This window comes from Enterococcus sp. DIV0170 (genome assembly GCF_051710765.1).
GTDB lineage: Bacteria > Bacillota > Bacilli > Lactobacillales > Enterococcaceae > Enterococcus_A > Enterococcus_A raffinosus.
The window spans coordinates 2,264,925-2,285,257 of the sequence record NZ_JBIOLG010000001.1 but is presented as its reverse complement, the minus strand read 5'-3'; the positions used below and the strand labels follow the sequence as shown (position 1 = coordinate 2,285,257).

General features: G+C 37.9%; 25 protein-coding genes. 14 read left to right on the top strand and 11 right to left on the bottom strand.

What is annotated here, in order from left to right; translation table 11 throughout:
* Positions 1–11 precede the first annotated feature (11 nt).
* From IGI50_RS11085 to IGI50_RS11045, 9 genes are all read right to left on the bottom strand, one after another.
* Complete coding sequence (locus IGI50_RS11085) at positions 12–425, bottom strand: GNAT family N-acetyltransferase (protein WP_438777590.1); 414 nt, start codon at positions 423–425, stop codon at positions 12–14.
* Positions 426–613: 188 nt separating this feature from the next.
* The gene (locus IGI50_RS11080) at positions 614–1,393 is read right to left on the bottom strand and encodes a M23 family metallopeptidase (protein WP_174520503.1); all 780 of its coding nucleotides are present in this window, start codon (positions 1,391–1,393) and stop codon (positions 614–616) included.
* A 17-nt stretch (positions 1,394–1,410) separates the two neighbouring features.
* Positions 1,411–2,028 carry a TetR/AcrR family transcriptional regulator gene (locus tag IGI50_RS11075; protein ID WP_438776960.1) on the bottom strand — a complete coding sequence of 206 codons (618 nt, stop codon included), beginning with the start codon at positions 2,026–2,028 and terminating at the stop codon, positions 1,411–1,413.
* A 113-nt stretch (positions 2,029–2,141) separates the two neighbouring features.
* Positions 2,142–2,564 carry a VOC family protein gene (locus IGI50_RS11070; protein WP_438776959.1) on the bottom strand — a complete coding sequence of 141 codons (423 nt, stop codon included), beginning with the start codon at positions 2,562–2,564 and terminating at the stop codon, positions 2,142–2,144.
* Between the two features lie 48 nt (positions 2,565–2,612).
* The gene (locus IGI50_RS11065; protein ID WP_438776958.1) at positions 2,613–3,428 is read right to left on the bottom strand and encodes a helix-turn-helix domain-containing protein; all 816 of its coding nucleotides are present in this window, start codon (positions 3,426–3,428) and stop codon (positions 2,613–2,615) included.
* Positions 3,429–3,454: 26 nt separating this feature from the next.
* Positions 3,455–3,979, bottom strand: coding sequence for a PadR family transcriptional regulator (locus tag IGI50_RS11060; protein ID WP_438776957.1), 525 nt, complete (start codon positions 3,977–3,979; stop codon positions 3,455–3,457).
* A gap of 160 nt (positions 3,980–4,139) precedes the next feature.
* Positions 4,140–5,156: a DUF916 and DUF3324 domain-containing protein gene (locus IGI50_RS11055; RefSeq protein ID WP_438776956.1), complete on the bottom strand. Its 1,017-nt coding sequence runs from the start codon at positions 5,154–5,156 to the stop codon at positions 4,140–4,142.
* Positions 5,157–5,318: 162 nt separating this feature from the next.
* On the bottom strand, positions 5,319–5,945 hold the full coding sequence (locus tag IGI50_RS11050; protein WP_222225671.1) for a WxL domain-containing protein: 627 nt from the start codon (positions 5,943–5,945) through the stop codon (positions 5,319–5,321).
* Positions 5,945–6,313 (bottom strand): LPXTG cell wall anchor domain-containing protein, encoded by a 369-nt coding sequence (locus tag IGI50_RS11045; protein WP_438776955.1) that lies wholly within the window; start codon positions 6,311–6,313, stop codon positions 5,945–5,947. The genes IGI50_RS11050 and IGI50_RS11045 overlap by 1 nt, the downstream gene beginning before the upstream one ends.
* Before the next feature lie 345 nt (positions 6,314–6,658).
* Between IGI50_RS11045 and IGI50_RS11040 the strand changes: the two genes are divergently transcribed.
* The 8 genes from IGI50_RS11040 (at position 6,659) to IGI50_RS11005 (ending at position 14,056) form a co-directional block, all read left to right on the top strand.
* On the top strand, positions 6,659–8,023 hold the full coding sequence (locus IGI50_RS11040) for an adhesive domain-containing protein (protein WP_438776954.1): 1,365 nt from the start codon (positions 6,659–6,661) through the stop codon (positions 8,021–8,023).
* Between the two features lie 329 nt (positions 8,024–8,352).
* Positions 8,353–9,678, top strand: coding sequence for an electron transport complex subunit RsxC (gene rsxC, locus IGI50_RS11035; protein WP_028020337.1), 1,326 nt, complete (start codon positions 8,353–8,355; stop codon positions 9,676–9,678).
* The gene (locus IGI50_RS11030) at positions 9,675–10,616 is read left to right on the top strand and encodes an RnfABCDGE type electron transport complex subunit D (protein ID WP_010745890.1); all 942 of its coding nucleotides are present in this window, start codon (positions 9,675–9,677) and stop codon (positions 10,614–10,616) included. The genes rsxC and IGI50_RS11030 overlap by 4 nt, the downstream gene beginning before the upstream one ends.
* Positions 10,613–11,176: an FMN-binding protein gene (locus IGI50_RS11025; RefSeq protein WP_438776953.1), complete on the top strand. Its 564-nt coding sequence runs from the start codon at positions 10,613–10,615 to the stop codon at positions 11,174–11,176. Before IGI50_RS11030 ends, IGI50_RS11025 begins: the two co-directional genes overlap by 4 nt.
* 12 nt (positions 11,177–11,188) lie before the next feature.
* Entirely contained in the window at positions 11,189–11,866 is a 678-nt protein-coding gene (locus IGI50_RS11020) for an electron transport complex subunit E (RefSeq protein ID WP_311855816.1), read from the top strand.
* Positions 11,866–12,456 (top strand): electron transport complex protein RnfA, encoded by a 591-nt coding sequence (locus IGI50_RS11015; protein ID WP_010745893.1) that lies wholly within the window; start codon positions 11,866–11,868, stop codon positions 12,454–12,456. Before IGI50_RS11020 ends, IGI50_RS11015 begins: the two co-directional genes overlap by 1 nt.
* A 13-nt stretch (positions 12,457–12,469) precedes the next feature.
* The gene (locus IGI50_RS11010) at positions 12,470–13,282 is read left to right on the top strand and encodes an RnfABCDGE type electron transport complex subunit B (protein WP_311855817.1); all 813 of its coding nucleotides are present in this window, start codon (positions 12,470–12,472) and stop codon (positions 13,280–13,282) included.
* Positions 13,283–13,345: 63 nt separating this feature from the next.
* Positions 13,346–14,056 carry a glucosamine-6-phosphate deaminase gene (locus IGI50_RS11005; protein ID WP_438776952.1) on the top strand — a complete coding sequence of 237 codons (711 nt, stop codon included), beginning with the start codon at positions 13,346–13,348 and terminating at the stop codon, positions 14,054–14,056.
* A gap of 84 nt (positions 14,057–14,140) precedes the next feature.
* On the opposite strand, the gene IGI50_RS11000 is transcribed toward IGI50_RS11005, so the two are convergent.
* Positions 14,141–15,364, bottom strand: a complete 1,224-nt coding sequence (locus IGI50_RS11000) for an MFS transporter (protein ID WP_438776951.1) — start codon at positions 15,362–15,364, stop codon at positions 14,141–14,143.
* A 109-nt stretch (positions 15,365–15,473) separates the two neighbouring features.
* On the bottom strand, positions 15,474–16,001 hold the full coding sequence (locus IGI50_RS10995) for a PadR family transcriptional regulator (RefSeq protein WP_010745897.1): 528 nt from the start codon (positions 15,999–16,001) through the stop codon (positions 15,474–15,476).
* Positions 16,002–16,155: 154 nt separating this feature from the next.
* On the opposite strand from IGI50_RS10995, the gene IGI50_RS10990 reads away from it, so the two are divergent.
* From IGI50_RS10990 to nusB, 6 genes are all read left to right on the top strand, one after another.
* Positions 16,156–16,857: a hypothetical protein gene (locus tag IGI50_RS10990; protein WP_438776950.1), complete on the top strand. Its 702-nt coding sequence runs from the start codon at positions 16,156–16,158 to the stop codon at positions 16,855–16,857.
* Between the two features lie 200 nt (positions 16,858–17,057).
* A complete protein-coding gene (locus IGI50_RS10985) occupies positions 17,058–17,291 on the top strand; it encodes a GlsB/YeaQ/YmgE family stress response membrane protein (protein WP_438777589.1) in 234 nt (77 codons plus the stop codon).
* Between the two features lie 124 nt (positions 17,292–17,415).
* Positions 17,416–18,480: a M24 family metallopeptidase gene (locus IGI50_RS10980; RefSeq protein ID WP_035016346.1), complete on the top strand. Its 1,065-nt coding sequence runs from the start codon at positions 17,416–17,418 to the stop codon at positions 18,478–18,480.
* 216 nt (positions 18,481–18,696) lie between these two features.
* Positions 18,697–19,254, top strand: a complete 558-nt coding sequence (gene efp / locus IGI50_RS10975; protein WP_010745901.1) for an elongation factor P — start codon at positions 18,697–18,699, stop codon at positions 19,252–19,254.
* A gap of 182 nt (positions 19,255–19,436) precedes the next feature.
* On the top strand, positions 19,437–19,862 hold the full coding sequence (locus tag IGI50_RS10970; RefSeq protein WP_010745902.1) for an Asp23/Gls24 family envelope stress response protein: 426 nt from the start codon (positions 19,437–19,439) through the stop codon (positions 19,860–19,862).
* Positions 19,855–20,313 (top strand): transcription antitermination factor NusB, encoded by a 459-nt coding sequence (gene nusB / locus IGI50_RS10965; RefSeq protein WP_010745903.1) that lies wholly within the window; start codon positions 19,855–19,857, stop codon positions 20,311–20,313. The genes IGI50_RS10970 and nusB overlap by 8 nt, the downstream gene beginning before the upstream one ends.
* Positions 20,314–20,333 lie beyond the last annotated feature (20 nt).

The following is a 20,333-nucleotide window of genomic DNA, read 5'->3' as shown; positions in this document are numbered from 1 at the left end:
TCCTTTATTTTTTATCTTTTCAAATACATTCCTAGACTTTCTGGTGCTGTTTCAACGAAACCAAACTGCTTATAAAGGTTATCAGCAGGACGATCGGCAATCAGATTCACATAAGCCTGAGGGTCAATTTCACTTTCGATATAAGTCATTAGAAGTCGCATGATTGTCTTTGCTAATCCTTTTCCCTGTTCAGTAGGAAGAACAGCGATATCAACGATTTGATAAGCTGTACCACCATCGCCGATCAGCCGCCCCATTCCAGCTAGCTTTTGGTCCTTATTTTGTCGAATAATGACAGAGTAGATGCTATTACTCAACCCTGTTTTACTGGCTTCTATCCCTCGATCCGATAGACCGCAAATTTTGCGTAAAGCAAGATACTCTTCTACTTCAGGAATATCGATTCTAATACTGTAGTTCTCCAATTTTTCCATTCTGTTCCTCCTTACTTTACGAATATAGAATTATTTTACGCTATTTTTCAAAGGAAAGAAAAAATAAAACACGCGAATCGCTGGAAGTTCTTTTTTCGGCTTGTTCAATAGTGATCTAATTGTACTCGTATAATAGACTGCATTAAATAAATATTTCTGCATCAAAGTTGCTTTCTGAGTTAGTCTAAGAAGCGAATTCGTTCGCCGACAGCGGGAATTTCATTAGTAACGGGTATCCATGATTGCCCATCATACTTTTCATACGCTTTAAATACGAAGGGAAGCCCCTTTGCTAATTCGATCGTAGATGAATCCATCAGTTGAAAATGTAGATGAGGCTCAGTAGAATTACCAGAGTGTCCAACATTACCGAGATAAGCGTTCTGTTGAATGAATTCGCCTTCTGTGACGGCAATTGATTCCTTTTGCAAATGGCAAAAGGCTGCATAAATCCCCTCAGATTGTTTGATGATGACATAATTACCAGCGATTGCTTCAAAACCATCTCGTTCTGGGTTAAAAAAGAGGGAGTGGCGAATCGCTGTGGTTTGATCGTGAATCCAGGAAGCCATTTCGCCATCGAGCGTATTATCTTTTACACTAATTACTTCTCCGTCAAATGGGGCAAACACCGATTGACCAAAACAATAATAGTTATCTAAAGGAATGCCTTTGAAAATATAATCAGCTGCTCCACCTGTATGAGAGGCACCTTTCCGATCTTTTTGAATGAAATCAAAAGCGTAACGCAGTCCAAAATGATTGGTTCCATGACTTGGGACACGATCAGCCGGGCTTGTTTCTGTGAACCATTCGCCACGTAAAGGAAAAGCAATGGAAATTTTTGATTGTGTCATTGTAAATCCCTCTTTCTGCTGGGAGAAATTCTTTGTTGCTTGAGTAAAGCCGACAATTGATAAAAATAGGAAGCTGCCAATTAAATATAGTTTTCTTCTCATCAAGCACCTCTCAATTTTTATTGATAGAAAATCCTGCTGAGATTTTCAAGATATTGTATCAATTTGTCGGTGATTTCCTGATAATCAATAGCTTCATACTTCGCATTTTTCAATTCAGCTAAAACTTCAGTCGTAAACCCGATATTTCCCCAATAAATCAATTGTTTGTATTGATCAACTGTGAGCTCAGATCGAAATTTTGATTCATCAATTTGCTCGAATAAAGGATTTTTACAATGGAAACAATCCTGTTTGGAACGATCAGTTAGTTTGGCGTTGATTGTTTCTGATTTTGACTCGAATGTTTTATTAGAAAAATCAATAATCCATGGATTTTTTTTCATTAGTTCAATCTGTAGGACATAAGACTGACGTAACCGTTTAAAAAGATCTTTTTCTTGAAAATCCATTTGTTTTAAGTAGTCTTCATCAATTGTTTTTTGACAATAATCTACAAGCAGCCAAAACAGATCCTCTTTACTTTTTACATAATGAAACATCAATGGTTTAGATAGTCCAGCCGATTTGGCAATTCGATTAGTAGAGGCATCATCATAGCCTCTCAGAGAAAATTCTTTTAACGCCGCATTTATAATTCTTTGAATCTTCGGGTCGTTGGTATTAAAATCGGTCATAAATTCTACTCCTTTACCTAATAGGTCAACACCATTCTATCACCCTTTACCTAATAGGTCAATTTGGTGCAAAAAAAGAAAGCCCATTATACTATCCATGGACTTTCTTTCAATCAAACAGTTTTCATCGCAGAGACAATCCAGGTAACCCCATATTTGTCTTGGACACAGCCACTGATGCTGCGATCATCTGGTGGAGGATTTTCAACAATTTCTGCTATGATAGTTCCTTTACTTGATAACTCTGAAAAAACTTTTCTGGCAAAAGCTTCTTCAGGTAGATGTGCCTGAATTGAAATGTTGCCATTTTTTTCAATGGGCTCTAGATAATCGCCACCAGTAAGCCCATTAAAATCTGTAATGGTTAGTCTGGCATGCATTAATTTACCGTTCAGCTTATCAGTTGAGAAAATGTCTGAATTAGGAGAGCTATCGCTGTATCTGGATAAGTGTTGTACTTTTCCGTTGAAAACTTGCGCATACCATAAAAAAGCTTCTTCACAATTGCCATTAAAACGGATATAGGGCGTAAACATAGGATCGACCACCTTTTCTTGTTGATTTATTTAAACAAGAGTATACGCTCACAATTTATAGGGGTCATTGTAAAAAACAGACATATTCTTTAAATATTTTTTTGGAGTGATACCATAAATGTCGCTAAAATCACGTAGAAAATGAGCGTCATCATAATGACCTGTTTGTTCGAACAAACGACTAATTCGTTGATTTTCCTGTAACAGATGTGTTGCGTTTTTCATCCGAATAATTCGTGAACACGTTTTTATTTGGGCGCCGGCATATTTCATAAACAAGCGGTTCAATTGTTTTTCACTATAATATGTCTCGCTGGCCAAGTCCTTTACGCGAATATCGCCTTTGCATTTAAGCAGCTTTTCAAAGGCAATCGAGAAGGTGGGGTTGATTTGTTTGTTAGTCAGATGTGTCAAGAAAATGTGGTCCAATTTATTTGTCAAGGAGAGAATGTCTTTAGCTGTGAAATAAGCTTCAGCGATTTGTTGGGACAAACTACGGTTTAAGTCATTAAAAAGAAACCCATCATCCGCCAGGTAATTTTGATCAATTTGTAAGAATGGATATAACCCTGCAGCATGAAATTCAACAAGAAACATAAAATCAAATTGACGTGCATAATCAGCAATCATCGTTGAACGGGTATTCACACCTCGCAAACCAGCTGTAAATTTTCCATTTTGAAAGGTACAAACCAAGGTTGAACTGATTGTGGGCAAAATTGTTTGCTGTGTAGACATTTTACTGGGATTAGTAAAAGTATAATTTGCTATGTATGGAAGTAACAGCTCATGGGGTCTCATGATGATGGAATCTGCGTTTATTTTAGGTAAAGTACTTTGAGAAATGCTTTCATTATTTAGCATGGGAATCACCTTTCAACAGCATCTTATTAGAATCCTTTTTTAATTTCTTCAATCCATTTCTCGATTGCTTCAATTAAATAAAACTGTTGTCGTATAACGACTTTTCCAGTTTCTGGAATGACAGTTGAATTCTGGGAGTTTACCCACTGATTGTCCAATTCCACCTTCATTTTCTTTACATTGGCTTCGATGATACTGATGCAGGCTTTTTGATCAGTAGGCGCTAGGCTGTCCAAGTTTAAAATGACCGCATTAAAATCCAAGTAAACATTGATCGGACGTGCAGCGATTCCCAGCATCAACTTTTCAAATTCTGTTTGGCCTTTTGCTGTTAATGAGTAGATAGCCTTTTCAGGCATCTTGCCATTTTTCATCAACCTACTTTTGACATATCCTTGCGTTTCAAGCTGTAACATTTTTTTGTAGATAGTTGGCGTACTGACCTTTACCCATTGAGAAATATTCTGATATTCAATCAATTTTTGAATATCGTAGGCACTAAGATCTTCCTTTTTTAAGACCCCTAGAACAATCAAATCTATTGTCCGCATGATAACTTCTCCTCTTAGATTTTTATACTATATACACGAGTGATATTTAAGAGACTACTATACTTTATAGTATTTGGTTTCTAACGTTTAGTCAAGCGTTCAAACTATTGAGTCACACAAAAAAACGGTGCTTCAATTATGAAGCACCGAATCTAAACAATTATTGTCCATTTATTTTTTTCTTCAAGTTTCTATTTCGATTATACATTACTATCACGATAGCTAATAACACGATAATCACTGCAAGTCCGATCCAGATCCAAGGATTTGTCGATTTATCTTCGATTGAGACATCCTTTTCGTTGTACTCTTTTGCTTTCTCTTGATTGACAGTGAATGTTGGTGTGCCTGTCCATTTTTGACCTCCTGAGCTGATAGTCATCTTGACTGTATAAGCACCAGGTGAAAACTCTGTATTGTTCATCTGAATCAAAAAGGGCATGCTAGAACTTGGTGCCAATGATAACTGTTCTTTTTTATCTTTAACAATGGTTTTACCGTCTTTTTCGACTTGATAGTTTATTGTCACATCTTTAACGTAGGTTGCCTTTTCATTGTCTACAGTTACATTTATTGCGTTACGACTATTGGCTTGTATAGCCTGTGCATTGATGATCTTTAACTCTGGGCTTATCTCGTCAGTGGTGTTTTGAAGCAACACAGCAATTTCTCGTGAAAAAACGTTTTTGATATTTCCATCGACTTTTGTGTCAGATATTTGCTCGATATACAAGCCGCCAGCTAAGACACCTTCAAATTCTTTTGAAGGCATCTTTACATCTAGATAAACATCCTTTGATTGGTTTGCCGCTAAGTTAATTTCTTTATCACTAAGCTTCACATAGTCGGTAATATTGGGGCCAAAATGGCTCTCATCCATATTCATCCCCGAATATTCAATAACGCCCAAACTATTTGTAATAGCTCGATTAAATGATGCTTTCAACTTAATTGACTGATCTGTCCGATTGGTCAAAGTAACCGTCAGACGTTCAGCTTCATCTGGTTGATACTGCAAATCATAATAAAGCTGATTTTTATCAATTTGATGCTCCGAAGGGTGGATCACCGCATCGAAGGTATCCAATGACTCTCCATGAGCGACAATTGGTAAAAATGAAAAAGCGAAAATGAGGAACAGGCCTCGTGCTACTAAGCTTAAATGATTCTTCAGCATTTTCTATCTCCTTACTTCAATTGTATTTTCCGCGTAATGGAAGAGTCTCTCTCAATTTACTTTTCCCCTTTGTATATTTTAAAGGATGGAGCCAGGACCGAATAGCCTGTAGCCGTCTTCTCAGTAGACGAGACTATTGGTGGAACTCCATCCTAGTTTTTTTTAGCTAGGTGTCGCTGAGAATGTCCAAACTAATGTTGTCTGGTATTGTGCTTGTTGTTTGGCTGTATCTTTCGGAACATCCAACTCAAACTTAGAAATCGGCAACGCAGTTTCACCGACGCCTTCATTCGCTTGTGCGGTTAGAACGGAAACGGACTGATTAACAAGCATTGTTGTTTTTGCGCCATTGGCAATACGGGTTCCAGTTGGTGCGGAATTCACATTATTAGTTAATGTTCCTACCGTAAAGCTCAGAGCTGCACCTGTCAGAGTATTTGAGTTTGCTGTGAATTGGGTAGGTTGATTAACCTTCACCGACCAACCAGTTGATGTTCCACCACGGTTATCACTAACTGCAATTTGTCCTGTAGTGGCGGGTGATGTTTGTACACCATCTGATGTTGCGGTCCATATTTCATCCTTGGTTGTCTGGATGGCATGAGAACCAAAATTTAAGTTCTTTGGTAATGAAGCACTAGCATTTCCTGGGACTTGCGGGTCAAAGGTGATGCCGCCATCGGTATAATCAACGGTCCCAGTGGTATCTACTGCTTGGGCAGTATTTGAAAAAGCAAACAGGCTGCCAGCAAAGAGCCCAGCAAACAGCAAAGCAAATTGTTTTTTCATTAGTTTTTCCTCCTATTATGAGTAATTCTTATTCCTAAAAAGGCAATCGCAAGAATCAAAAATCCAATGACGATTAAAAAAAGATTTTTTTGATCATTTGTTTTTAGAAAATGTGTAATTTTTGAATGCATGCTTCCACTTTGAAGATTGGTTGAAGTCGTTGTTTGGCTTTTAGTTGCGCTGCCGGATTCTGAGTGTAAGGATGCTGAAGCTTTTGTTATGCTACTGGATGAATGACTAGTGCTGATAGACGTACTACTTTCGTAATAATATTGAACTTTTCCGTCGGTTACTGCAGCTTCAGCCAATGGAGAAAGAGCGCCAAAGAACAACAGTAACCACAGGATGATCACTATTTGCTTCTTCAATTCTCTCCTCCTTTCTCAATATTATGCAAGCGGCAAAACTAGCTCTTTTCTGCGCAGAAAAGGGCGTGAAACTTATGCGGTGATTATATAGCCAGAATCTCTAAAAGTGGTATAAAATTGCTCGGACTGTCTTTACAGGTGAGCATAAAATTTTCTAGACAAGAGATTTATCTGTTTAATTAGTAGTGAGAACCCGTGTTATATCGGTATATTTATTGAGAAAATCATGTGTTTGAAAGCGGTAATCATGTACTTTGGATGAAAAAATAGATGATTTTCGATTATTTTCTTTTGGAGGAAATTATTGACAGACTCAAAAGTGAACTAGCACAAGGAGGAGAGAGGATGAAGAAAAAAAGGTATTATTTATTTCGGATAATTTGGTTCATTAGTTTAGTTTTTTTCCTTTTCTTGACAAGCTCTAACATAATTGTCAGTGCGGTATCTGTTGATTTATTTGGGAATACTCAAGTAAATAATGACAGTGGAACGACAGCAGCAACACCCTATTTAAATGTGAGTCAAAAACCAGTGACCTTTACTATTAATGGGACAACTACAGGTGTAGGATTGATAAAAACCGGGAAAAAATACGCGTTGATTTCGGTTCCAACAGAACTATCAAGCAAAGTCGTACCGAATGGAGCAGCGTCTGTGACAACTGCAGTAACGATTCCGGCGGCTGATTTGCCTGTTGGGGGATTGTTGGATTTATTGAATAGCTTAATTTCCGTTCTTAATTTACTTCCTACTTTGCGGCCAACGATTCCGAATATCAATCAAGCAATTACCAATCTTAAGAATGAAGATTTTGGTACTCATAATATTCCAATTTCAACCGAACAGCTTTCTTCTACTTTACTAGGAGTTAATATCAGTCAAGGACTGTTACCAATATTAAGCAGTACATTAGCTACACGACTGAAGGATTTAAAAAATATTTTAGATACGTTGCCGTTAGGATTAGTAGGGACTATTCTTACCTCTGTATTATCTAGTGTGAATAGTTTAATAGCTTCCTTAGAAAATCCAGATTCGACGATTAGTACAAATCTTGTTTCGGCTTCACTCTTAGGAGCCACGAACGTTTCAATTCCAACATTTGTTTCTAGTCCAATAGGTTTAGCACAAGATTACAGGGCAAGTATTCGTGGTGGAATCATTCAAAGTGATGATATCGTTATTCAGTTATTGAGTAACTTTGGTGGTAATACGAATATTTATTTCTCAGCTGGTTCACTGACAATGAAAAGTGATTTGCTGCCTACAAATTTAAACTTCGGAACTCATCCGATCCAAACAGTAGCTGATGAAACGTGGAAAGCCTATATTGGTGGCAACAGTAGCAATCCGATTCAAACAGGAATGATTCGAATAGAGGATACTCGAACAATCGCGAAAGCTTGGCAGCTAAAGGTAATTCAGGCTAGTAATTGGAACAATGGGCAAAATAATTTGAACAATGCCCAGCTAGGTATTTCTTTAGGAGCATTAACTACGAATTTTTCTAACTATTCTGGATTATCTAATCAGAAGGTTCAAGTAACTCCTGGTAATCAGGTAACACTGGTGTCTTTAAGTAACACCACAGCTTCAGGCTATGTAGAAATCCCTTTGAACCAATTTGAGCTTTTTGTGCCTAAAAATACACAGAGACAATCTGGTAGTTATCAAACTATTTTACAATGGACATTATCTAATACACCATAAATGACGAACCCGAAAAATACCTAGTTGAGCACTAGGTTTTTTTTTGCTGAGTTTGTGAAAACTAATTACATTTGTTTTTCACTGTGCTATCATAAATATAGTAATATACAGAAGAAAGCTAAATTATTGGTAAAAAAAATTTGTGAAAAAATTTCTCAAGGTTTTATCAAAGATGGTTGAAAGTGGATAGTAATCTGTTATTCTAGGTTAATTTGTTTTGCAGGGATACATTTTTGAATTAAGATTGTGCTCATTTTCATTGAAAAATCATGAGTATAAAATGATAATTGAGTTACAGAATATTTTCGAATTACAAGGGAGGTTTGTCTATGGATACAATAACTAAGGCTATCGCAAAGTTTAAAGGAGGCGTTAAGGTTCCCCACAATAAAAACACGGCAGAATATGAAAGCGTTTTTATGGAACCGCCGAAAATTGTAACTATTCCAATGCAACAACATATTGGTGGTGTTTGTACACCAACGGTAAAAAAGGGGGATACTGTTACAGTTGGGCAAGTTATTGGTGATTCAGAGGCTTTTGTTTCAGCACCAATCCATGCTTCTGTTTCTGGCAAGGTAAAAGGGATCAAACCCATTCTAATGGCGAACGGTCAAATGTGTGAGGCTATTCATATTGCAAGTGATGGGTTACCAGTAGAGTTCCCAGAACCAACACCGATTAAGATTAATTCTAAGGAAGATTTACTGAAGGCCGCACGAGACAGCGGTATTGTAGGGATCGGCGGAGCGGGATTTCCATTGCATGTGAAGTTGAATGTCAAAGAAGATACACCAATTGATACATTGGTGATAAATGGAGCAGAGTGTGAACCATTTATCACATCTGACTATCGCGAAAGCTTGGAGTATCCGGAACGAATTATCGCAGGAATGCAAGCGTTGATGACTTACTTGAATATTCCTCACGGGGTGATAGGAATTGAAAGTAATAAACCGAAAGGGTTGAAAAAGCTACGGGAGCATTTGAATGAGTTAGCAGATCTTGATCCACGGATTGATGTGATGGAGATTCCTTCTTTATATCCTCAAGGGGCGGAAAAAATGTTGGTATATGCAACAACTGGTAGAAAAATTCCACCAGGCAAGCTGCCATCTGAGGTAGGGTGCTTGATTACGAATATCTCGACAGTCTCGCTTTTACAAAGATACATTGAGATTGGGATGCCACTGACCCATAAAAGAATAACAGTTGATGGAAATGTTGCGCAGCCAAAAAACGTTGTAGTTCCAGTCGGTACACCAATTGGTGAGGTTATAAAGTTCTGTGGTGGATTGATCGATGAGCCGAGTAAGATTATTTTAGGCGGACCTATGATGGGAATGGCACAGTTTTCTACAGAATTACCAATTACTAAGCAAACGAATGCCATCACAATTTTATCAGCCGAGCAAAGCTTACCGGAGGAATCCCCATGTATCCGTTGTGGTCGTTGTGTAGAGGCTTGCCCAATGTCATTGTTGCCTGTACAGATTGAACGCTGCACACGAAATAATGATGTAGCTGGCTTGAAGAATCTGAATGTATCGGCCTGTATGGAATGCGGTTGTTGCGCATTTGTTTGTCCTGCGGGGCGTAGACTTGTTCAATCCATGAAACGAGCAAAACAGTTAGAAAGGGAGGCTGCTCAATGAACAAATTACCTGTATCCATCTCGCCGCACCTTCACTGTGGACGCAGTAGTCGCAGTATTATGTTGGATGTGATTATTGCTTTAATTCCAGCAGTCATCGCGTCGACAATTATTTTTGGTTTTCGTGCTCTTATTTTAATCATAGTAACGGTTAGTGCTTGTGTCATCAGTGAGTATGTAACGAGAAAGATTCTGAAACGTCCAGACACAATACACAATTTGACAGCGGTTGTTACGGGAATATTGTTAGCATTGAATCTACCCGTAACGTTGCCCTTTTGGATGGCCATTCTAGGCGGTGTAATCGCAATTGTAATCGTAAAAGAATTCTTTGGAGGGATTGGACAGAACTTCGTAAATCCAGCAATTACTGCCCGTATCATCTTGATGATGTCTTTTGCTTCACAGATGAGCACTTGGCAGCCACCATTGAACTATTACATGTTTCAACCAGACGTCATTTCGTCGGCAACCTACTTTTCAGCTTCTCAGACCGGACAGCCTATTCCTTCACTACTTAATATGTTTCTAGGAGTTCGAGCAGGAAGTTTGGGAGAGACATGTGCATTGGCTCTTTTGATCGGAGGGGCTTATTTAGTTGTTCGAAAAGTGATTTCGCCAATTATTCCTCTCTGCTTTATTGGTACCGTAGTTATTTTTTCTACTATATTAGGTGGGGATCCTTTGTATCAAATGATGTCTGGGGGATTATTACTAGGAGCTATTTTCATGGCGACTGATTATACAACATCTCCAATTACAAGAAATGGCAAAATTATTTTTGGAGTCGGATGTGGAGTTATCACTGTTTTGATCCGCTTCTTCGCTGCATTGCCTGAGGGTGTTTCCTATGCAATTTTATTGATGAATATCCTTGTCCCTCATATTGAGAATCTAACCATTCCTAAGGTTTTTGGTGAGGGGGCGAAGGTAAAATGAAACGATCAGGTTCTAAAGTAATTTTTACTGATGCGCTTTGTTTATTTATCATTTGTCTGGTCATCACTTTTGCTGTCGCAGGAACACGGGCTATGTTCAAGGAGCGTATTGCAAAGCAAGAATGGGAGCAGACGCAAAGTGTTATGAGTCAGTTGATTAAAGCAGATGATTTTCAAGAAATTAAAGTGACTGGAGAAAATCAAGGCTATAAGGCACTGGACTCCTCAGGTAAGACTTTGGGGTATCTCTTTGTGACTAAGTCATATGGCTATGGTAGTGATGTAAGTGTTATGAGTGCTGTTGAGGATGGAAAAATTGTCGGGGTAAATGTTTTAGACGCTTCGAATGAAACCCCTGGACTCGGACAAAACGTCACAAAAAAAGAATTTGCGGATCAATTTTCTGGACTTAATGAGACGCTAGAAGTTGTCAAGAATTCTCCTTCGAGTAAAAACCAAGTCGAAGCAGTCACAGGAGCAACCAAATCTTCTAATGCTGTAGCCACATCGGTCAAAGAAGCACTTGCGTTGTTTGAGCAAGTGACTAAGTCAGAGAAATAGGAGGGAGAACTAGTGGAAAAAGAAAAAGCATCAGCTATTTTTAGTAAAGGCTTAATCAAGGAAAATCCTGTCCTGCGTCTCATGTTAGGGACTTGTCCAACATTGGCAGTTACCACATCAGCTATTAACGGTATAGGAATGGGGATTGCAGCGACAGTAGTTCTTTTAGGCTCCAATGTCGTAATTTCTCTCTTACGTAAAGTAATTCCTGACCGTGTCCGTATTCCAGCATTCATTACCATTATCGCGGGCTTTGTGACGGTGGTTCAATTAGTAGTAAAGGCGTTGGCTCCCGCCTTAGATGCAACGTTGGGAATCTATTTACCTTTAATCGTAGTGAACTGTATTATCCTAGGGCGGGCAGAAGCTTATGCCAAAGACCACACAGTACTTCATTCAGCATTAGATGGCTTGGGTATGGGAGTCGGATTCACGATGGCGCTTCTTTGTATGGGAGGAATTCGCGAATTGTTTGGCAGTGGTACCTTGTTTGGGATGCCGATTACTGCAGGAGTGGTTCCGCCGATGACAATCATGCTCTTGCCGCCAGGTGGATTTTTCGTTTTTGGAATGCTGGTTATGGTGGCGAATAAATTAAGTGATCGCAAAACAAAAGAAATCGATTGTACAGCATGTCCCATCGCTGAAGCCTGTACGACAGTTTGTGATGAAAAGGCTGGTGATCAGTAATGCAGATTTTTGTAACGATTTTAGTAGCAGGGATTTTGACCGATAATTTTGTGTTATCGCAGTTTTTAGGTATTTGTCCATTTTTAGGAGTGTCTAAGAAATTAGATACGGCGGTTGGCATGTCATTGGCGGTAACCTTCGTTATGGTATTAGCAACATTAGTGACGTATCCAATATATGCTTCTCTATTGATTCCGTTGGGTTTGGATTATTTACAGACAATCGTTTTTATTTTAACAATTGCCGCATTGGTGCAGCTAGTAGAGGTTGTGATGAAACGCTACATGACTTCACTTTACAATGCATTAGGCATCTATTTACCTTTAATCACCACAAACTGTGCGGTATTAGGTGTAACGATTCTGAATTTTTCTAAAAATTATTCGTTCATACAATCAATGGTCAATTCCTTTGCGGCGGGTGTCGGATTTTTAGTTGCTATGGTTATCTTTGCTGGTGTACGTGGACGACTTGAAGGAAATGATATTCCAGATTCTTTGCAAGGGTTACCCATAACATTGATTGCTGCGGCTATTGTTTCATTATCATTTCTTGGTTTTGCCGGTTTGGCAGAAGGATTATTCCGTTAAGGGGGGAGAAAAAATGACAGAAATCATGATACCCATTGGCATTGTCAGCGGTATGGGATTGATCGCAGGGGTCATTCTTTCGCTCGCCACGATCATTTTTCATAAGCCGGTTGATGAAAAAGAAGAAGCTTTACGAGGTGCTCTACCCGGAATCAATTGCGGTGCTTGTGGTTTTTCTGGCTGTGATGGATATGCAAAAGCAATGGCAGAGGGGAATGCAGGGGCCACTAATTGTACCCCTGGAGGAGCGTCAACACGCCAAGCATTATCAGAGATTCTAGGTGTCGAAGTTGACGATGTACAAAAAATTGCGGCATTTGTCCGATGTAATGGAACTTGTGAGTTTACAAATAGCAAAATGGATTATACTGGGACGACTACTTGCTATGGAGCGAATCAAATTTTTGGTGGACCGCAGGATTGTCGATTTGGGTGTATGGGATTTGGTGACTGCGCGGCAGTTTGCGAATACGATGCGCTTCATATTATTGATGGGGTTGCAAAGGTAGACCCAGACAAATGTGTTGGTTGCTTGAAATGTATTAACGCATGCCCTAAAAATTTGATAAAAATGCTGCCAGCAGAAAATACATCAATCGTTTCTTGTTCGAATCAAGATAAAGGCGGCAGTGTCCGAAAAATTTGCGATGTTGGTTGTATCACCTGCAATCGTTGTGTGAAAGCTTGTCCACAAAAAGCCATTAAAATGGAAAATAATGTAGCAGTAATTGATCCAGATATTTGTATTAATTGCGGCGACTGTATAGAGGCTTGCCCGCAAAATTGTATTTTGAAGATGCCAGTAAAAGAAAAGGTTCCAAATTGATTTCTTACTTAATTGGAGACCCTTTTCATTTTCTACTATTCTTTAAAGAAGGCAGGTATTGAATTGAGATTAATAGTAACAGAAAATTATGAGACATTAAGCCAACTTACGGCAGATATTATTTTAATGAAATGGGCGGAGAATCGTCGTATGAACTTGGCGTTAACTGCAGGTTCTTCTCCTAAGCGTGCCTATAAGATCTTGGCTGATCGGTTAAAGCAAGTGGACTTTGATAAGAGCTTGGCACATTTTTATAATTTTGATGAAATCACTTTGATGAATCAAAAATACGGGTTGACAATGCAAGCCCTACAAGAAGAGCTATATCACCCGCTAGGAATTAAAGATGAGAACATTGAAGTTTTAGACGCAAAGAACTATCAGACTTACGATCGAAAAATTGCTGAGGATGGCGGTTTAGATCTTGTATTGATGGGAATTGGTAATGATGGTCACTTTTGTGGGAATATGCCAGAATTTATGTCCTTTGATTATGGGGTGTATCGTGTCCCTATTGATCCTGCAGATGAGATGTACAAGCTAATCGATGGGATGACGCCTTATACACCAGGAAAAGAGATGGTCACATTTGGTACTCAAACGATTCTAGGGGCGAAAGAACTAGTGTTAATAGCTAGTGGTGAAAAGAAGGCATCTATTATTAAACAAGCTTTAGAAGGACCGATAACAGAGGATGTGCCGGCATCAGTTTTGCGCCTGCATCCTAATTTGACAGTGCTTTTAGATAAAGAGGCTGCAATTTATTTAGATTAAAATAATGTATTAAGCTTTGAAAATGAAATTCAAACAATCTATAAAAGACTAAAGGGAGCCTATCAAGGGGCTCCCTTTAGTCTTTTATAGATTCTCTTCGCTTTCTTCCTCTTCTACTGTTTCAAAGTATTGTGAATGAACTTTAACCAATATAATTCCAATCAGGACCATAGCACTGGCAAAATAGAAAGTGTAGTTGCCCCCGAACTTTGCACCGATCATTCCTGCGACAAACGGTGCTAATGAACCACCGAAGAAACGAACAAAGCTATAAGTAGAGGAAGCAATGTTGCGTTTGATACCTGGAATTTCCATCGCGATAGTAGTCATCAGTGTATTAATGATTCCTTGGAAGAAGCCTGCTACGATTAAAGCCGCTGCAACAAGTGTCGGCTGATCCGCATTAATCCCCATTAACAGCAAGCAAATGACAAATCCAATAAAACCAATCATCAAAGTATAAAAGGTACCAATTTTTCTTTCAAATCGTGTTGCTAGGAAAATTGAGGAAATTGCTAACAAAATTCCCCACCCAAAAAAGGTCATGCCAATTTCCATTTCTGAAAAGTGAGGCATCAAGAAAGGGGCATACGCGAGTAAAGTAAAAAAGCCAAAATTATATAGTAAGGCAATCAAACCGATAGAGCGTAATTTATGATTTTTTAAAGCTTTAGCACCGGCAAAAAAATCAATTTTTTCTTTGGTACTATCCTTAGGTTCTTTAAACATGATCGATATTGATAAAAAGGAGATCAGCATCAGAATGGATACACCAGCAAAAGGCAATCGCCAAGAGACAGAACCGAGTGAACCACCAACAAGTGGTCCAATTGACATTCCCAATCCCATTGCAGCTTCATAAAGCATGATTGATTTTTCTGTTTGACCGATTAAAACACTAACGATTGCGGACAACGCGGTTGAAATAAATAACGCGTTTCCTAATCCCCAACCAGCTCTAAAGTAGATTAAAGCATTGATTGTATTAGATAATCCAGCAAAAAGTGCAAAAACGATAATAATAAATAGTCCTAACATTAAGGTTTTCTTCATACCAATTCGGCTAGAAACAAAACCAGTAAATAGCATAACAATTCCCGTTACCATCATATAACTAGTAAACAAGAGCGTTGTTTGAGCAGGTGTAGCTTGTAAAGATTTGGCGATCGAGTTCAAAATGGGATCCACTAACCCGATTCCCATAAAAGCGATCATGCAAGCAAATGCGACGACATACGCAGCTTTGTCATTTTCTTTTTCCGTTACTAAGTTTTCATTTAAATTTTCCATTAGGTCACCACTTTCCATTCAATAGTTTAATCATAATGTTTATTTGTGTCAATATTTACATAAATAAATTTACATATAATTTCTAATAAAAAAACACAGCTTTTCTTTAAAAGCTGTGTTAACATGATTATTCAGTAAAATACTCTTCAATTCTTTCTTCTGCCCATTCGCACCAATAGAGTTCTTCCTTGCATAAACGAATCTTTCGTTCAACAATTAATTCTCTTCCAAAATTTTTTTTATACTCTTCTCCAGTGAGATCGTTCAAATTGTTCAGTACTTTTGAGTACTCATTTAATTGCTCGTTGAAGAGTTGTTTGCGTTCCATAATCAAAAATTTAGCAGTGTCACGATCTAATGCGGATATAGTAAAGATTTTTGCCAAGAACTCATCTTTTTGAGACGGTGTAGGACTTTTAATAAGTACCCATTCCTTTACTAATTTTTTTCCCGATGCAGTAATATCATAGACTTTACGTTTTCCGTCAGGAATATCAATAATTTCGATAAACCCTTGTTTGCGTAATTCTTTCAATGTCGGGTAAATCTGACTATGATGCGCCTCCCAAAAAAGATTCAAAAAACGCTTTAATTCATAGCCAGTTAGAGGTGACCGAACAAGCATAGCTAAAACAACGTAACTAATTGTATTCATGACATGCTCCTTTTGTGTGAAAGGTTTCGTTTTTAATTCTTGTTTATTGTATCATTATTTAGATAAATAGCATGAAAAAGAATAACTTTCAGACTTGCGGCGGATGTTTTTTCTTTTTATCTTTAATAAACTTGTTTTAGAGAGGAAGATCGTCATGAAAGTTTTATTTGTATTTGATGACCAAACTTGTTCAAGTTTTTTTGTCTATGACTTAACTAGCGGAGTAAACAGTTTGTTGCGGATTTCTCCAGAAATAAAAATTAAAAAAGTGACACTGGGTGAGTTGTATACTCAAGTGACGATTGAAAAATTTTTAGCCTATTTTTCACTCGCTTTTTCTATAGAAGTAAAAAAATATTTGATTTTAAAAAAAGAAGACAGCCTACTTGGTGTGAAAGAAGTGGGACTTGAAGAAGATGGTAAAATGCCAGTGACAGTTTATAAAAACTTTGTTGCTTTAAAAAATGGTCAACGGTTTTCAAAAGGAAAACAACGAATGACACTAGAGGAAATTGATGCTTATATCAGTTATCAAATTGATGAAGATGGTCGAATGGATGTTTTTGAACGGCAAGAAGACATCATTCGATTGATGAAGCGAAAAACAGTGCGTCCTCGTTTATCATCTATCACTAATAATTATGGTACGGTCAAAGAGTATTCCGGTAGTAATCTTAATTTAAAAGACATGTTGAAAATGGGTACAGGTTATTTAGCAAAAGGTAGTGCAAGGATGAATAAAATCAATGTACCAGAGCCCGATACTTTTTCCTTAAATGGTGATTTTCCATATTATTTAGATAGAGTGAATTGGGGTAAAAACAGCATAAAACTACGAACGGATTTGTTGAAATAAAAAAGTTATTCACAGGCAGAGATAAAAAAGCGTTTTTATCAATCAATTTAGCCGCTTACAATTACGAAAAAGTTTTTATATCAACGTTTTATTTGGTTTCACAACTGCGAAACTTTTTTATGAAACTAATATTAGGCTATTGACAATGACCTAATATTAAAAATTAAACTAGATTTAGTATCAAGAATGGAGGGGTAATGATGATTTGGACATTAATAGTAGGTGCTGTCATTGGAGCAATTGGTGGCAGCCTTTCAGGACGTGGAAAGCAGATGGGTTGTCTCTTTAATATTATCGCTGGTTTAGCCGGTTCCTATATAGGTCAAGCGATTTTTGGTCACTGGGGTCCTCATTTAGCAGGAATGGCGTTAGTTCCTTCTATTCTAGGAGCTGTCGTAGTTGTAGCAGTCGTTTCTTTCTTCACTGGAAGATGATGATCATGAATTAACAGAAGTCGATTTTCGGCTTCTGTTTTTTTGTGAAGCTTCTATTGTTTTTCTAGACGTGTTCGTTCAGCTTTTTGACACTCTTTGTTATAATGGATAATGGGTGATGAGAATGATAAAACGAATTGAAAAATTACGTGCACTGATGAAAAAAGAAGTAATAGATGCATACTTAGTAACAAGTCCAGCTAATCTTCGTTACCTAACGAATTTTACTGGAACTGCTGGTTTAGCATTTATCACATTGAACAACGCTTTTTTTATTACCGATTTTCGTTATACTGAACAAGCGAGCGAACAAGTCCAAGGAATGACGATCCTTCAACATCAAGGGGACATTACAAGTGAGATACTCAAACTGATGGAAAGTGAGGGAGTCAATGTTCTTGGGTTTGAAGATTCGTATATCACTTATGCGGAGTATTCAATTTTTGAAGAAGCGATAGATGCTGAATTGGCTCCTGCAAGTGGACTAATTGAAAAATTAAGAGAGCAGAAAGACGCCGGTGAAATCGCCATTATTGAAAAAGCATGTGCCATTGCTGATGAAGGTTTTGAACATGTTTTAAAAATGATTCGCCCTGGAATGACAGAGATTGAGGTGGCTAACCAGCTAGATTTCTTCATGCGTTCACTTGGTGCAACAGGAACATCGTTTGATACGATTGTTGCAAGTGGTGTACGTTCCGCTTTACCCCACGGTGTAGCCAGTGAAAAAATGATCGAGCAGGGAGATTTAATTACACTTGATTTTGGCTGTGTATATCAAGGTTACGTGTCAGACATTACACGAACTTTTGCGATAGGTGACCCTGGTCAAGAGTTAAAAGATATTTATCAAATTGTATTAGATGCGCAATTAAACGTTCTAGCTGCAGCACAAGTTGGTGTAACTGGTGCACAATTGGATGCCGTTGCTCGGAACATTATTACGGAAGCTGGATATGGTGAAGCTTTCGGACATTCTACTGGACATGGTATTGGCTTGGACATTCACGAAGGACCAAATATTAGCCGTTCCAATGAAGAGCCCTTAACGGTGGGCAATGTTATCACGGATGAACCAGGTATTTACATAGCTGGTTTAGGTGGTGTGCGAATAGAAGATGATCTAGTGATTTTAGCTGAGGGCAATCGAATCTTAACTCAATCATCAAAAGAACTGATTATTTTATAAACTTTTTGCTTTCTGTATCCCTTGTAAAAAACTTAGTGGAAACAAGGCTGTGTTTTTTGTTAAGAAATAGTTTCATTAAAAACGAATGACCTAAACAGAGTAGTGGTAGCGTAAGTAAACAAGAAATGATAAACTAGAACCAAATCTGTAAAGATGGGGTAATAGGTAGATAATCACTTCTTTTGATTATCTTTTAGTGAATTAGGAGGAAGTATCATGATTTCAGTAAACGATTTTAAAACTGGTTTGACTATCGAGGTGGATGGCGGCATTTGGCGCGTAGTTGACTTTCAACATGTAAAACCAGGTAAAGGTGCGGCCTTCGTTCGTTCAAAACTTAAAAATTTACGTACTGGAGCAGTTCAAGAAAAAACGTTCCGTGCAGGTGAAAAAGTAGCGAAAGCTCAAATTGATAATAAAAAAATGCAATACCTTTATGATGACGGAGACAACTATGTTTTCATGGATATGCAGAGCTATGAACAAATTGAGATGCCCAAACAACAAGTGGCGGAAGAAATGCTCTACGTGTTAGAAAACACTGAACTTACTGTTATTATGTATGGTAATGAGGTATTAGGGGTAGACCTTCCTAATACTGTTACTCTAGAGGTTGCAGAAACGGAGCCCAATATCAAGGGTGATACATCATCAGGTGGTTCAAAACCCGCTGTAATGGAAACTGGCTTGACAGTAAATGTACCATTCTTCGTAAATCAAGGAGATAAGCTGATTGTTAATACACAAGATGGCAGTTATGTTTCTCGAGCATAATCGCTTTTGCTGTTCCATTTTGATTAGTTGAAGATTTAGAAACATCATTAATATTTAATTTCTTATGAACAGAGATTTTTAAATTAATTGTGTATATTCTGTTAGATGATATACGATATCAGTAACGACTTTATTTTTCTTTAGAGAAATAAGGATATTTGGAGGAATAAGGAGAGAGTAAGATGGCAGATGAAAAAAATTTAGTTTTAGGCGAAAGCCCAGAACTTGGTGAGATTATTATTGCGCCAGAAGTAATCGAAGTAATTATCGGAATTGCAGCCTCAAAAGTTGATGGTGTCTATGGCATGCGTGGTTCCTTAGCTAGCAATGTCACTGAATTGCTTGGTAAATCAGCACACGGTAAAGGCGTTTATCTTAAAAACGACGAAGATGGTTTAAAAGTCGATATCTATTCTTACTTCGATTATGGAACTTCTGTACCAAAAGTAGCGATGGCAATGCAGGAACGTGTAAAACAGCAAGTATTGTTCATGACTGATTTAGCTTTAAGTGAAGTAAACATTCATGTTGTTGGTGTAGTTGCGGAAAAATTGGAACAACCGACTCTAGAAGAATTATTTAATGATGAAGAGGAAAATAATGAGTAAAGAATTGTCACGTCACGAGATTCGGGAAAAAGCATTGCAGGCATTATTTCCCTTAGATTTTAATCAAGAATTAACTAAAAAAGATGCGATCAACCATGCTTTAAGTATTGATCAACAAGAATTTGTCAGTGATGACGAAGAAGCATTTGTTCCCATCTATCTGGATGAATTAGTTGGTGGAGTTGTCGATCATCAAACAGAGCTGGATGAAATTATTAAAAAACACCTGCGTTCTAACTGGACGATTCAACGAATTGCAAAAATGGATTTGATTATTTTGCGACTAGGAATCTATGAAATGTTGTACAACACGCAAGTACCCAATCGAGTAGTTTTAAACGAAGCAATCGAGTTAGCCAAAACTTTCAGTGACGACCAGTCAAGAAAGTTTGTCAATGGTATCTTATCTAATGTAATGAAAGAGATCGATGAAGCTGGGGCAAATAGCTAATAAAGCTATTTTTCCCAGCT

Coding starts and splice junctions, on each gene's coding strand:
- IGI50_RS11000 (WP_438776951.1), bottom strand. CDS start 15,364: ATGGAAAGTGGTGACCTAATGGAAAATTTAAATGAAAACTTAGTAACG.
- IGI50_RS11055 (WP_438776956.1), bottom strand. CDS start 5,156: ATGCTGAAGAATCATTTAAGCTTAGTAGCACGAGGCCTGTTCCTCATT.
- IGI50_RS11010 (WP_311855817.1), top strand. CDS start 12,470: ATGACAGAAATCATGATACCCATTGGCATTGTCAGCGGTATGGGATTG.
- IGI50_RS11050 (WP_222225671.1), bottom strand. CDS start 5,945: ATGAAAAAACAATTTGCTTTGCTGTTTGCTGGGCTCTTTGCTGGCAGC.
- IGI50_RS11060 (WP_438776957.1), bottom strand. CDS start 3,979: ATGCGGACAATAGATTTGATTGTTCTAGGGGTCTTAAAAAAGGAAGAT.
- IGI50_RS11015 (WP_010745893.1), top strand. CDS start 11,866: ATGCAGATTTTTGTAACGATTTTAGTAGCAGGGATTTTGACCGATAAT.
- IGI50_RS10970 (WP_010745902.1), top strand. CDS start 19,437: ATGGCAGATGAAAAAAATTTAGTTTTAGGCGAAAGCCCAGAACTTGGT.
- IGI50_RS11080 (WP_174520503.1), bottom strand. CDS start 1,393: ATGAGAAGAAAACTATATTTAATTGGCAGCTTCCTATTTTTATCAATT.
- IGI50_RS10995 (WP_010745897.1), bottom strand. CDS start 16,001: ATGAATACAATTAGTTACGTTGTTTTAGCTATGCTTGTTCGGTCACCT.
- IGI50_RS10980 (WP_035016346.1), top strand. CDS start 17,416: ATGATAAAACGAATTGAAAAATTACGTGCACTGATGAAAAAAGAAGTA.
- IGI50_RS11075 (WP_438776960.1), bottom strand. CDS start 2,028: ATGACCGATTTTAATACCAACGACCCGAAGATTCAAAGAATTATAAAT.
- IGI50_RS10985 (WP_438777589.1), top strand. CDS start 17,058: ATGATTTGGACATTAATAGTAGGTGCTGTCATTGGAGCAATTGGTGGC.
- IGI50_RS11025 (WP_438776953.1), top strand. CDS start 10,613: ATGAAACGATCAGGTTCTAAAGTAATTTTTACTGATGCGCTTTGTTTA.
- rsxC (WP_028020337.1), top strand. CDS start 8,353: ATGGATACAATAACTAAGGCTATCGCAAAGTTTAAAGGAGGCGTTAAG.
- IGI50_RS11070 (WP_438776959.1), bottom strand. CDS start 2,564: ATGTTTACGCCCTATATCCGTTTTAATGGCAATTGTGAAGAAGCTTTT.
- IGI50_RS11065 (WP_438776958.1), bottom strand. CDS start 3,428: ATGCTAAATAATGAAAGCATTTCTCAAAGTACTTTACCTAAAATAAAC.
- IGI50_RS11040 (WP_438776954.1), top strand. CDS start 6,659: ATGAAGAAAAAAAGGTATTATTTATTTCGGATAATTTGGTTCATTAGT.
- nusB (WP_010745903.1), top strand. CDS start 19,855: ATGAGTAAAGAATTGTCACGTCACGAGATTCGGGAAAAAGCATTGCAG.
- IGI50_RS10990 (WP_438776950.1), top strand. CDS start 16,156: ATGAAAGTTTTATTTGTATTTGATGACCAAACTTGTTCAAGTTTTTTT.
- efp (WP_010745901.1), top strand. CDS start 18,697: ATGATTTCAGTAAACGATTTTAAAACTGGTTTGACTATCGAGGTGGAT.
- IGI50_RS11030 (WP_010745890.1), top strand. CDS start 9,675: ATGAACAAATTACCTGTATCCATCTCGCCGCACCTTCACTGTGGACGC.